17 protein-coding genes are annotated in these 11,991 nt (G+C 63.5%); 4 read left to right on the plus strand and 13 right to left on the minus strand.

What is annotated here, in order from left to right; translation table 11 throughout:
- Positions 1-94 precede the first annotated feature (94 nt).
- The gene (locus VI340_RS04930) at positions 95-685 is read right to left on the minus strand and encodes a winged helix-turn-helix transcriptional regulator (protein ID WP_008309842.1); all 591 of its coding nucleotides are present in this window, start codon (positions 683-685) and stop codon (positions 95-97) included.
- A 154-nt stretch (positions 686-839) separates the two neighbouring features.
- On the opposite strand from VI340_RS04930, the gene VI340_RS04935 reads away from it, so the two are divergent.
- Genes VI340_RS04935 through VI340_RS04945 form a run of 3 tightly spaced genes read left to right on the plus strand, consistent with a single transcriptional unit; the run spans position 840 to position 3,699 of the window.
- A complete protein-coding gene (locus VI340_RS04935; protein ID WP_336329658.1) occupies positions 840-1,925 on the plus strand; it encodes a metal ABC transporter substrate-binding protein in 1,086 nt (361 codons plus the stop codon).
- 8 nt (positions 1,926-1,933) lie between these two features.
- Positions 1,934-2,731, plus strand: coding sequence for a metal ABC transporter ATP-binding protein (locus VI340_RS04940; RefSeq protein WP_008309838.1), 798 nt, complete (start codon positions 1,934-1,936; stop codon positions 2,729-2,731).
- Entirely contained in the window at positions 2,728-3,699 is a 972-nt protein-coding gene (locus tag VI340_RS04945) for a metal ABC transporter permease (protein WP_008309836.1), read from the plus strand. Before VI340_RS04940 ends, VI340_RS04945 begins: the two co-directional genes overlap by 4 nt.
- A gap of 75 nt (positions 3,700-3,774) precedes the next feature.
- Here VI340_RS04945 and VI340_RS04950 read toward each other — a convergent pair whose 3' ends face one another.
- The 12 genes from VI340_RS04950 to VI340_RS05005 form a co-directional block, all read right to left on the minus strand.
- On the minus strand, positions 3,775-4,173 hold the full coding sequence (locus tag VI340_RS04950; RefSeq protein WP_049942918.1) for a hypothetical protein: 399 nt from the start codon (positions 4,171-4,173) through the stop codon (positions 3,775-3,777).
- 69 nt (positions 4,174-4,242) lie between these two features.
- Entirely contained in the window at positions 4,243-4,950 is a 708-nt protein-coding gene (locus VI340_RS04955) for a TMEM165/GDT1 family protein (protein ID WP_008309834.1), read from the minus strand.
- On the minus strand, positions 4,947-5,639 hold the full coding sequence (locus VI340_RS04960) for a metal-dependent transcriptional regulator (RefSeq protein WP_049942917.1): 693 nt from the start codon (positions 5,637-5,639) through the stop codon (positions 4,947-4,949). The genes VI340_RS04955 and VI340_RS04960 overlap by 4 nt, the downstream gene beginning before the upstream one ends.
- An 82-nt stretch (positions 5,640-5,721) precedes the next feature.
- Positions 5,722-5,871: a hypothetical protein gene (locus VI340_RS04965; RefSeq protein WP_008309829.1), complete on the minus strand. Its 150-nt coding sequence runs from the start codon at positions 5,869-5,871 to the stop codon at positions 5,722-5,724.
- Between the two features lie 129 nt (positions 5,872-6,000).
- Positions 6,001-6,249 (minus strand): MTH865 family protein, encoded by a 249-nt coding sequence (locus VI340_RS04970; protein WP_008309827.1) that lies wholly within the window; start codon positions 6,247-6,249, stop codon positions 6,001-6,003.
- 169 nt (positions 6,250-6,418) lie between these two features.
- Positions 6,419-6,589: a hypothetical protein gene (locus VI340_RS04975; protein WP_008309825.1), complete on the minus strand. Its 171-nt coding sequence runs from the start codon at positions 6,587-6,589 to the stop codon at positions 6,419-6,421.
- A gap of 2 nt (positions 6,590-6,591) precedes the next feature.
- Entirely contained in the window at positions 6,592-6,819 is a 228-nt protein-coding gene (locus tag VI340_RS04980; protein WP_008309824.1) for a zinc ribbon domain-containing protein, read from the minus strand.
- Positions 6,820-7,017: 198 nt separating this feature from the next.
- Positions 7,018-7,608, minus strand: coding sequence for a DJ-1/PfpI family protein (locus VI340_RS04985; RefSeq protein WP_008309823.1), 591 nt, complete (start codon positions 7,606-7,608; stop codon positions 7,018-7,020).
- Positions 7,609-7,674: 66 nt separating this feature from the next.
- Positions 7,675-8,469, minus strand: coding sequence for an HAD-IIA family hydrolase (locus VI340_RS04990; RefSeq protein WP_336357918.1), 795 nt, complete (start codon positions 8,467-8,469; stop codon positions 7,675-7,677).
- Positions 8,470-8,505: 36 nt separating this feature from the next.
- The gene (locus tag VI340_RS04995; protein ID WP_336357919.1) at positions 8,506-9,891 is read right to left on the minus strand and encodes a response regulator; all 1,386 of its coding nucleotides are present in this window, start codon (positions 9,889-9,891) and stop codon (positions 8,506-8,508) included.
- Between the two features lie 80 nt (positions 9,892-9,971).
- The gene (locus VI340_RS05000) at positions 9,972-10,646 is read right to left on the minus strand and encodes a DUF2071 domain-containing protein (RefSeq protein WP_336357920.1); all 675 of its coding nucleotides are present in this window, start codon (positions 10,644-10,646) and stop codon (positions 9,972-9,974) included.
- 21 nt (positions 10,647-10,667) lie between these two features.
- Positions 10,668-11,372, minus strand: coding sequence for a YqjF family protein (locus VI340_RS05005; RefSeq protein WP_336357921.1), 705 nt, complete (start codon positions 11,370-11,372; stop codon positions 10,668-10,670).
- A gap of 118 nt (positions 11,373-11,490) precedes the next feature.
- On the opposite strand from VI340_RS05005, the gene VI340_RS05010 reads away from it, so the two are divergent.
- Positions 11,491-11,991 carry a macro domain-containing protein gene (locus VI340_RS05010; protein ID WP_336357922.1) on the plus strand — a complete coding sequence of 167 codons (501 nt, stop codon included), beginning with the start codon at positions 11,491-11,493 and terminating at the stop codon, positions 11,989-11,991.

Consider the following 11,991-nt stretch of genomic DNA (forward strand, 5'->3'; position numbering starts at 1 on the left):
TTGTGCCTTCGATTCGAAGGTCAGATTCGACTACTAGATTCAGAAGTGAACTCAAACAGTCGCTTAGACACTATTCCGAAGTACCACTCACAGCTCAGACCCCGTCTTTCAGCGACTCGTACTGGTCGACGAACCGTTCCGCACAGGACCCACAGCAGAAGTAGTACCGCTCCCCGTCGAGCGTGCGCTGTTCGCCTTCCTCGTCGACGGAGTTGCCACACTCCGCGCAGTCGGGCGCGAACTCCGCCGCACCCAGTCCGACGGTCCACTCGCTGTCTGCGATCATCCGCACCTCGTAGCGGTCCACGTCCCCGAGGTCGACGTGTTCGGCGAGGAGTTCGCTCGCGTCGGACTGGGAGACGTTCGCCGCCAGTACCACCCGGCCGCCGGCGGTCCGATAGACCCGCTCGACGGTGTCTGCGTCGCTGACCGCTGTAGCGATGTCGGCGGCCCGACCCGGCTTCGCGTCTACTTCGATCAGGACCGGCACGCCGGCCTGTAACAGTGAGCGGTCGACATCGACGGTAAACCCCTGTATCAGTCCCATTTCGACGAGCCGGTCGACGCGGTCGGAGACCGCAGGGGCCGAGAGGTCCACTCGTTCGGCGATGTCGCTGTAGGGTCGTCTGGCGTCTTCGAGCAGCAGTCGGAGGATTTCGTGATCGGTATCGTCGAGTCCGGGCATATCGGACCAACTTCGAGCACCGGTTTATTCGTTGTGTCCGCTTGTTCCTGTGCCAAAGATCACATTTCAGACAGGAGTGGCGCATCTTATTAGACTAGTCTAATTCTATAATTAGATAGAAACTATTATATTCTTCTCCGACAGCAACTCACACATGGCAACTAACCAACCCTGTGGCGACCAGCCGTATAGCGTCACCCGCAGGCAGGTACTCAGTGCCGGCGCAGGGGGCCTCGCGTCCGGCTTTGCCGGCTGTCTGACCGGTGGCGGGACGGAATCGGCATCGAACAGCAGCGACGGCACCAGTGGCGCGGACGGACCGGTCGCGGTGGCGTCTTTCTTCAGTTTCTACGACTTCGCCCGCGAGGTCGCACGCGGAACGCCGATAACGGTCGAGAACCTCATCCCGACCGGACTGCACGGCCACGGCTGGGAACCGGACGCGAGCATCACGCGGGATATCATCGACGCGGACGCGTTCATTCACGTCGGCCCGGACTTCCAGCCCTGGGCCGACCGCGCGATTCAGACGCTCGAAGACGACAACGTCGATACCGAACTCATCAACGTCCGCGAGGGTATCGAACTCGAATCGCTCGCGGCGAGTCTCGACCGCGACGAAGAGGGCGTCGGACAGAACAGGGCCAGCGACCCCCATTTCTGGCTCGACCCGCGGCGCGCGAAACAGTCGGTCGACAACATCACCGAGGGGCTGGTCGCGCTCGCACCGGACGCCGAATCCACGCTCCGGGACAACGCCGAGACGTACAACTCCGAGGTCCTCGACCGCATCGACGCGGACTACGCCGAGATTTTTGACCGCGCCGAGAGGGACGTGGTCCAGCTCGCGGCACACAACGCCTTCCAGTACATCGGCTCGCGCTACGGCGTCAAGATGCGCCCGCTCGTGGTCAACCTCGCGGCCAGCGGTGACGTGAAGCCCTCGGACATCACTGAGGCGAAATCGGTCATCGAGGACAACGACATCCGGTATATCGGGGCCGGCGTCTTCGAGACGCGCAAGCCCGCAAAGCAGCTCATCGCCGAGACACCGGTCGAAGCCTACTACCCGGTGACGCCCTATGCCGGCGTCCGCGAGGAGTGGGTGGCAAACGACTGGGGCTACGAGGAAATCGCCTATCGGATAAATATGCCGACGTTCGAGGTCGTTCTGGGTAACACGGCACCTGAAGAGGCGGGTCCCGACGGCTGGAGCGAGACCTGGCGGAACTTCGAATGAGATCGACAATGCGCTCAGACCACCGAGACGATGCCGACGAAGCGACGACCGAATCGAACGAGAACAGGCCATCCGTCGTCGAACTCGCGGACGTGTCGTTCGGGTACACCTCCACGCCCGTCGTCGAAGACATCAGTGTCAGTATCGACGCCGGGGAGTACGTCGCCGTGGTCGGCCCGAACGGCTCCGGCAAGTCGACGCTCATGCAGTTGCTGCTCGGCCTGCTGGAGCCCGATACCGGGACTGCGGAGCTGTTCGGCGTCGATGCGACGGCATTCGACGACGGCGCCAGAGTCGGCTACGTCGCACAGCGCGCTGGGACGAGCCGGGAGATGCCGATAACGGTCCGCGAAGTGGTGAAGATGGGCCGGTTCCCACACGTCGGGTTCGGCCGTCTCTCCGCGGCCGATTGGCGTATCGTCGACAGGGCCATCGACACAGTCGGGATGTCGGCCTTCGCCGACCGGCGAATCACCCAGCTCTCCGGCGGGCAGCGCCAGCGGGCGTTCATCGCCCGGGCGCTGGCGGGCGAGGCTGACCTGCTCGTGCTGGACGAACCGACCGTCGGCGTGGACACCGAATCGGTCGACGCCTTCTACGGACTGCTCGACTCGCTCCACGCCGAGGGGATCACCGTCCTTCTCATCGAACACGACCTGCAGGCCGTCACTGAACACGCGGAGCGCGTCATCTGCCTGAACGGTGAAATCTACTTCGACGGTCCGTCGGCGGAATTCACCGACAGCGCGGCGCTGGCCAGAGCCTTCGGGACGGGTGCACAGTCGCTGGCCGGAGGCAACGGATGACGCTCGCGTTTGCCGGCGGCGTCTACGAGGCGTTCGTCCCGGTCCTCGAACTGTGGTACTGGCTCCTGACACAGCTCTACCACCTGACCGGGCTGGAACTCATCAGCCCCGAGTACACCTTCATGTACCGGGCGATACTGGTCGGGCTGTGCGTCGGCGTCATCGCGCCGCTCATCGGGACCTTCCTCGTCCACCGCCAACTCGCGCTCATCGGGGACGCACTTGCCCACACGGCCTTCGCCGGCGTCGCCGTCGGGCTGTTTCTCAACGGCGTCTTCGAGCTGGGCGTCTCGCCGTATCTCACCGCCGTCGTCGTGGCCGTCATCGCGGCGCTGCTCATCGAACTCATCTCCGAAGCGACCGACGCCTACAACGACGTGTCGATGGCTATCGTCCTCTCGACGGGGTTCGCCCTGGGGACGGTCCTCATCAGCCTCAACGCCGGCGGCCTGGCCGTCGGTATCAATCAGTACCTCTTTGGGAACCTCTCGACGGTGTCCGCCGAGAACGCGGTCATCATGCTCGGGCTGTTCAGCGTTATCGTCGCAACGGTCGCGCTCACCCGCAACCAGTTGCTGTACGTCACGTTCGACGAGACCGCCGCCGCCGTTTCCGGGCTCCCGGTGGCCTGGTACAACCGGATCATGGTGATGCTGACGGCGCTCGTCGTCGTCGGCGCGATGCAGATAATGGGCGTCATCCTCGTCGCGGCCATGCTGGTTGTTCCGGTGGCCGGCGCGACGCAGGTGTCCCGGAGCTTCTCGGAATCGCTCCTGGTCTCGATTGTGCTGGCCGAACTGGCCGTCGTGCTCGGCATCGGTATCTCGTACTACGCCGGTGCGACGGCCGGCGGCGTCATCGTTCTCGTCGCCGTGGGGATCTACGTCCTCTCGGTCCTTGCCGGGAAAGTCCGACAGACGGCCGCTCCGGATGAGACACGGGAACTCGACAGCATCAGTCACGACTGACCGACGACCCCGACTGGGGCCGACGGTCGCAACTGAGAGCCGCGGTTGGTGGCTACACGCCGGCCTGTGAGCGAGTCATCGGAACGCGTCACAGTCGCTGCTCCCGCTCTGCCAGTGGACTACGTTGTCACCGGTGTACTCGACGACGACGTCGTAACAGTTGTCGTCGTCGAACGTCGTTTCCTCCGAGAAATCGGTCCCGGCGATGGCCGTCGCTATCGTTATCGTCCCTTGTTCGTCCGGAAGCACATCGTCCAGTTCCACGGTTGCGCCGTCCTCTTCGGCGGCGACGGTGTGTGTCTCGTCGTACACCGTTTCGCGGTCGACCGTGACCGTGCATTCGAACTCCTGTGTCGTCGAACCGGTGTTCGTTAGCCGCACGCCGGCAAGCCGAGCGCTCGCAGGACTGAGTGCTGAACATCCCGAGAGGGCAAAGAGTGTTCCTGCTGTGAGGACGGTGCGTCTAGAGGGCATCATCCAGAACTGTTCGGCCGTTCTCGAAAAGTCTTCTGTCGTTCACACAGCAGCCGGTATCACACCGTCTCAAACGCCCATCTGCGCCGCGATACCTGAGACCATCGTTTCCCACAGCGAGAACCCCATCGTCACGCTCAGGGCGAAGTCGGCGGCGAAAAACAGGAACAGCCCTGCGCCGACGAAGTGGGCCGTTCGCAGATTGAAGCGATGGGCGAACCGGTGGAAGAACAGCGCGTTGGCGAGGCTCACCGGAATGATGGCCAGCATCTCACCGGCCCAGATGGCGCTGGGGTGGGCGCTGTACTGGGCGGCGAGCGTGATCGTAATGAGCTGGGTCTTGTCGCCGAACTCGCCGAAGGCCATCATCGCGAAGATGGGCAGGAAGCCGCCGAGCCTGTTCGGCACTTGCCAGTCGACGACGGGAACGCGAACGTCTAGCTGTCCGCCGTCAGTGGTGAAGCCGGACGCGGGTTCCTGTTGCTCCGCGCCGGCCGCCGGGGCACTGCGGAGCAGTAGTATCGCGAACAGCAGGAACATCCCAGCGGTGAGGCTTTCGAGGACGATGCCGGGCAATAGCGACGTGATCGCGGAACCGAACCAGATCTCCAGTGCCGTCCAGCCGGCGAAAGCCGTGCCCGCGGCACTGACGACGAGGAACGGATTGAACCGCGTCGACAGCCCGGCGATGATGAACTGGACCTTCTCGCCGGGGAGGACCGCCAACTGCGCACCGGCCGCTATCGCTACCACTGTCAGCCACGTCGCGTCGCTCACGCTTGGCTCACTCCGTCTTCGCCCTGCGTGTCCGGTGCACGGACCTGAATCGCGTCGGCGATGTGGTCCGGAAGCGACACTGACGACCCGCTCTCTAGCTGGACCGTCACCATCCCGATGGGGGCGACCTCCTCGACAGTCAGCACGGTTCCCGGCGTGATGCCGGCGTCGGAGAGATACGTGAGTTCGTCGGGGTCTCGGTCCCGGACCCGTGCGACTTCGAGTCGTCCCCCTTCGTCGTGTTCTGACAGCGCCGTCGCGGACTCGTCGTCGATGGGGTCCAGCGAGTCGCTGGGAATCGGGTCCCCGTGGGGGTCGAACTCCGGTTCGTCGAGGACAGCCGCGACCCGGCGCTCGAACTCCTCGCTGATGTGGTGTTCGAGCACCTCCGCCTCCTCGTGGACCTCGGCCCAGTCGTACCCCAACTGCTCGGTGAGAAACGTCTCAAGCAGGCGGTGGTGGCGGATAATCTCCAGGGCCACCGTCTCGCCTTCCGGCGTCGTCCGCACGCCTTTGTACTTCTCGCGTTCGACCAGCCCGCGGTCGGCCAGTTTCTCGACCATACTGGTGACCGTCGGTGCCGTAACGTCCAGCATCTCGGCGATAGTAGACGGAGCAATCGGCGGGTCGCCGTCCCGCTCGAGGCGATAGATGGCCTTCAGATAATCCTCCATCTTGGCACTCAACATACACCAAATTAGACGAATCTAACCCAAAAGATTGGCGATTCCAACAACTTTGTGCGCACCGGACACATTCGACCGACCGCCGTCAGTCGTCAGCAGCGTACGTTTCTCGTCGGTTCCGTGTCAGGAGCCACAGGAACAGATAGCCGATGGCACCCAGAACGAACAGCGTTGCGGGGATGAGAAACGGTCCGAACGTCCGAACGAGCGTCTCGATCCCCGGCAAACCGACCATATACCAACTAGGGACGTTGCCCTGATAAAGCTCAAGGGTCTGGCGGGTACGGCTACCGACCCGTTCGTCCGGGAATCTCCCGAGTTATCGCACGAGACCGGTGAAGCGGCCGGAGCCGGTATGGCCCGCTCAGATGAGGTCCTGATCTTCGAGCGAAGCCATGACGTCGTCGACGAACGCGTCGACGTTGTCGTATGGGAACTCCCCGTTGAGCTTCGTGTTCAGTTCCATCGCTGTCATCGAGAAGTCGCCGGACTCGAACTTCGTCGACGGGCCGCCCGGGAGTGCCGGAACGAGGTCCATCGGACTGGAGATCGGGTAGTCTGCTTCCTGGAACGCGTCAACGAACTGTGAGCGGAGGTCTTCTTTGTCAACCATGGTCGGACGTTGTGCGAGAATTATGATAAAAGGTTCGACATCGGTACACTTTCCCATTGTTTGGAGTTTATTCAGAGGTACAACGGTACTAGGAACTCACGCCGCTGAATCAGTGTGAGCAGTACGCGAACGACTCAACCCTGCAATCGACGCGACGGTCCCGTGTTGGTCACCGGACCCGACTGTCGTCGTCCGTATCACGCCGGGCCAGTCGTTCGGCCGTCTCGCGATCCATCTCGTTGCGCTGATCGTGCTCGCTTCGGACCAGCGCGTACAGGACCAGCGGTGCGACCACCGCGAGCGACGCGATCACGAGGAACAGCCCGGTTACGGCGGGCATCGTCAGCCGAGGAAGATATCCGCCAGATCACTGCCCGCGGACCCTGTGTCACGGTACAACTCCGAGTAGCCGCAGTTCGTACATGTGACGACCTGGAACTGGTTCGTCTGGATGTCGAACATCTTCGAGAGGCCGCCGCCGGTGGTTGAGATGTTACCCACGTCAGTGCCGGTGTGGCCGCACTTCGGACAGCCGCGGTCGTCGTCCTGTGGTGAAGTGTTGGAGGGCATTGCAGCCGACGTTTCGTGCCCCTCTGTAACAAATCTGGTGCTACCCTGTCGATAGTTACGACGAGCGTACGTAACACGAGGCGGGCGAACGTAATGGTGCACTATGCCAGAACCCACCCGCCTCAACGGAGGGAAACGCCCGCGTTATTTGTTTGTTATGAATTCCTCAATCCTGCATGGCTCAGCCAACGAATGCGTTCAATCGTCGGCCGGGATCGGGTCACCGTGGGACACTTCGTCGCCGAGCAGGTCCATGAACTGCGCGAGCCACTCGGGATGGTCAGGCCAGGCCTGTCCGGTGACGAGGTTCCCGTCGGTGACTACCTCGTCGACCCACGAGCAGCCGGCACCCTCGCACTCGGCGCGACAGGCCGGGTACGCCGTCATCTCGTAGCCGTCTAGTACGTCGGCAGCGGCGAGAATCTGCGGCCCGTGACACAGCGCCGCGACGGGTTTGTCCTCCTCGAAGAAGTGCCGTACCGCGTCGAGGACCTCGTCGTACGTCCGGAGATACTCGGGGGCGCGACCGCCGGGCACACACAGTGCGTCGTAGTCGCTGGGTGTCACGTCGGCCATCGTCGCGTTCAGGACGAAGTCGTGGCCCCGGGACTCCATGTAGGTCTGGTCGCCGCGGAAGTCGTGTATCGCTGTCTTGACCGTCTCTTCGGCCTCCTTGTCGGGACATACCGCGTCGACCTCGTGGCCGACCATCTGCAGCGCCTGGAACGGCACCATTATCTCGTAGTCTTCGCCGAAATCGCCGACGATCATGAGGATGTCTTTGCCCATTGGAAACACCAGGCAAAGCTACGGTCGCCGTCGAAATAAAGTCGCAGGTGAATTACCAGTTTCGTGTCACTCGTCGAGCGATGTAAGCACCTGCTCGATGTCTGCTAACGAGTCGATGACGTAATCGGGCGTCACTGCGCTCCGTTCCAGCGACCGCTCGTTGGAGACGCCGGTCCGAACGAGAACGGTCGTCATTCCGTTCCGCTCGCCCATCGCGATGTCCGTCTCCAGCCGGTCACCGACGATGAGACAATCCGCCGGCGCACAGTCCAGTCGTTCTAGCGCCGCCTGAACAGCAATCTCTGAAGGCTTCCCGAGTATCCTGTCCGGGTCCCGTTCGATGACCCCGGCGACGGCGTTGATTATCGCCCCGGAGCCGGGGACCGGGTCGCCGTCTTCGCCGGGGAACGTCCGGTCCGGGTCGGTCCCGAGGAAGACGGTGTCGTCGTCGACGGCCCGGAGCGCGTCGACCATGTCGTGGTAGTGGAAGCCGTCCGTCCAGGAGGCCAGTAACACGTCGGTCTCGGCGGGGTTCTCGACTAAGCGCGCGCTCGTCCCTTCGACCAGCGCACGGAGCTGGTCGCTCCCGATGACGAACACGTTGTCTCCCGCGTGGGTCCCGTCGAGGTACTCGCGGGTGACGACGCCGGAGGAACAGGCCTCCCCCTCGCGGGCGTCGACGCCCAGCCCTCGCAATCGTTTGACGTACTCGCTCCCGTCGTGGATGGGGTTGTTTGAAAAAAAGCAGATTCCCAGGCCTCGCTCCCTGAGCACGTCGATTGCCGATGCCGCATCCGGCAACAGCGTGTCACCGTGGTACACCGTTCCGTCCAGGTCGATGATAGCCCCCGCAACTGTCATTACTCCTCCTCGGAACCCGGCAGTGAAAAGTCCGTCTCAGTCATGTAGTTCGACGTCCGTCACCTCGAAGCGCGCCCCGCCGCTGTCGCTATCAGTCAGTGACACTTCCCAGCCGTGGGCCTCGGCGACCTGTTCGACGATAGCCAGGCCGAACCCGGTTCCGTCCTCCGTCGAAGAGTAGCCCATCTCGAACACGTCGTCGGCGTCTTCCTCGACACCTTCGCCGTTGTCCGCGATGTAGAACCCGTCGTTGGATTCCAGCAGTCCGACCTCGATTTCGACGTCGCCGTCGTTGTGTTCGATTGCGTTTCGAAACAGGTTCGCCAGCAGGTCCTGCACGCGCCCACTGTCGGCGGCGAGTTCCGTGCTCGACTCGACCGACATGGAGGCCTGTTCCGCCTCGATCCAGGTCCACGCAGTCGACGCCAGCGTGGATAGCTCCGTCTCCTTCGGATCACTGACAGTCTGGCCTTGCCGTGCCAGTGTGAGTACGTCCTCGATGATACAGCCCATCCGGTCCAGCGACCGGTCGATCTTGGCGATCAGTTCGGCCTCTTCGCTGTCGGCAGGCTCCCCGAGCAAATCGACCGCGCCCTGCGCGACGTTCAGCGGGTTCCGGAGGTCGTGACTGACGACGCTGGCGAACTCCTCTAACCGCTCGTTCTGGCGCTCCAGTTCGCGCTGGCGTTCGACGCGTTCAGTGATGTCGCGTGAGACCAACTGGAAGGTATCCGCCTTGCGATGGCTGTCGACGGGGATATACTGGTTGTGGTAATGCCGCCCCCCGACGGCGTCCTCGGATCGTGTCGCAGTACCGTTCTCGACCGCACTTTTCCCGGCTTCGAGACGCTGGCTGGCCGCCTCGCTGTCCATCACTTCGCTCAGTTGTTGTCCGATGAGCGCATCGGGGTCGGCACCCAGTCTGCGTGCCATCGAGGGATTCACTGAGAGGAGGGTCCCGTCAGTCGTCAGGTGGACGATACCATCCGGCGAATCCGATACGAGCGATTCGAACTTCTTGCGCGTTCGCTCCTGTGAAACGACGTTCTCGATCCGGTTTGCAAGCCGACCGTACTGCTTGTCTTCGACGACTTCGAGCTTCAGGAGGTAGTCGGCGACTCCCGCCGCAATAGCCGCGCTCGCCGTCTCTTCGTCCCCTCGCCCGGTTAGCAGAATGAACGGGATAGACGGGTTTGTCTCCCTGATCGCTTCGAGGAGCTCCAGCCCGTCCATCTCTGGCATTTCGTAGTCACTGACGACGCAGTCGAACCCGCCCCCGTCGAGTCGCTCCAGCGCTTCCGTAGCGCTGTTTGCAGCAACGGACTCGATGCCGTGTTGTTGCGTGAGCGTATCAGCGGTCATCTCCGCGAAAAAATCGCTGTCGTCAACAACAAGCGTTCGTATATTACTTTCAGATGTCATATGGGCGGCAGGGTCCTTGTTCCCCCAACGGCCTGTCCGTACTTATATTTCAAGGGAGCTAGGTTGCCCGCTGGTCCCGGCTAGGGCGGTACCGGTGGGGCAATCGAAACCCGAAGTCCAGGACTGTGATGGACTAACGGCTCTGCCTCACGATCAGATATGTCAACCAGTGAGGGTACTGACCCGGTCACAGTGGCGTCAACGCGGTCGAGTCGCCACGGGTCGTGGCCGACGCTGCCGACGAGATGCGTCCCGAAGCGCCCGGTTGTGAAGTACCGTTGTCGGTCGACGAGGAACGAGGCCAGTGAGTCCGGTGGAATTGCCACTGGGTCACCGCCAGCCGTGTACCGGCACTCGAACAGTCGCCGCTCCCCGGCGTCGAGGACCCGGCGACGGTCGGCCGTTGAGAGCGTTCGCGGGGTAGCGTCACCGACTGTGATGCGAAACAGCTCCGAAACCGCCGTCGTTGTCCGCCTGTCGTCACCGAACAGCGCCAGCACGCAGACCCCGCGCTGACCGGTCGGCCCGCGGACGTAGGTCCGAACCGTGAGCAACTCCGACGGCCCGGCGACCTCGATACCGAACGTCTCGACGCGGTCGACGGTCGCCGCAACGGCCGACACCCAGGCGTCGCCGTCGGCCGTCTCGACGGTGAGCCAGTCGGGGACTGCCGCCTGCACCGCTGTCTCGGGGACCGGCCAGTGACAGAAGCAAACGTCGTCGAGCGTGACCTGCAGCGGACGGAGGGCGACCACACCCTCACTGGGGCCGACACGCTAATCAGTGTACTGGGCGACCCCGTCGAGCCGGTGGAGTCGCCCCGCAGTCACCGGGATCTCGGCGCAGTAGTGGACGAGCGGCTCGCCGTCGGGACTGTCGAACCCCGATGCGGCGAAGAGCCCGTTCGTCCGGATATCCGCTCGTCCCGCCTGAAGCGGCCACGGCTCGTGGTCGATGTCGGCGTAGTACACCGTCCCGTCGTCGCTCGCGGCGTAGAAGCGGTACCGTTCCACGAGGAACGACTCCACCGAGCCCGGTTCGGGCGTCGACGGCGGCTCAGTCGGCTCGTAGGTGGCGTGGAAATCCGCCGGCGGTGCGCGCGAACTGGTCCGGCTACTCCGGAACTCGACGCTGTCGCCGTCGGTCCGGACCCGCATCGATGCCCGGTAGTATGACAACTGGAACAGCCGCCGGGCCAGCGTGACGCTGAGCCGATCGTCGGCGTCCAGGTTGTAGAAGTACACCCCCGGCGTCCCGTCGGCGACCACGTAGGTCCGGAGGTTCAGTTCGCCGAAGGACCGCCCGATGGGGCTGCCTCGCGGTCTGATGTCCGCCATCTGGAACGGGACCACACTGAGCCACGCCTGCCCGTCGTACGTGTCGACGGCGAGCCCGTCCGGCAGCGTCGACTGGACGATGTCGGGCTCGACCGGCCAGTGCATGAACCCCACGTCCCGCCACGTCATCGTCAGCAGGTCCATATCTGGTAGTAAGGGCCAAGCAGGTTTCTGCCTGGCGTGGGACGCGGTGACAGTTCACTACCATACGCTCGGTCGCTTCGGCGCTAAAACTTTGACCGTTCCACCCCCAGCATCGCGCATGGAGTTCGAGGTAATCCAGGGCGACATCGCTGCACAGTCGGCGGACGCACTGGTCAACGCGGCGAACACGAGCCTGCAGATGGGCTCCGGTGTCGCCGGGGCGCTCAAGCGGGCGGCCGGGTCGGGGCTGAACGACGAGGCCGTCGCGAAGGGGCCGGTCGACCTCGGCGGTGTCGCGACGACCGACGCCTACGACCTCGACGCCGAGTACGTCATCCACGCCGCCGCGATGCCGCCGGCCGGCCAGTCGACCGCCGAGAGCATCCGCGCCGCAACCCGGAACGCACTGGCAGAAGCGGACGCGCTGGACTGTGAGTCGCTGGTCCTGCCGGCCATCGGCTGTGGTATCGCCGGATTCGACTTCGAGGAGGGTATCCGAATCATCTGCGAGGAGACCAGCGACTTCCAGCCCGACTCCCTGACAGACGTGCGACTCATCGCCTACTCCGACGACGACTTCAAAGGGATGCAACGAGCCGCGGCTGGCGTTCGCGACTAG

Source organism: Haloarcula sp. CGMCC 1.6347 (genome assembly GCF_037078395.1).
GTDB lineage: Archaea > Halobacteriota > Halobacteria > Halobacteriales > Haloarculaceae > Haloarcula > Haloarcula amylolytica.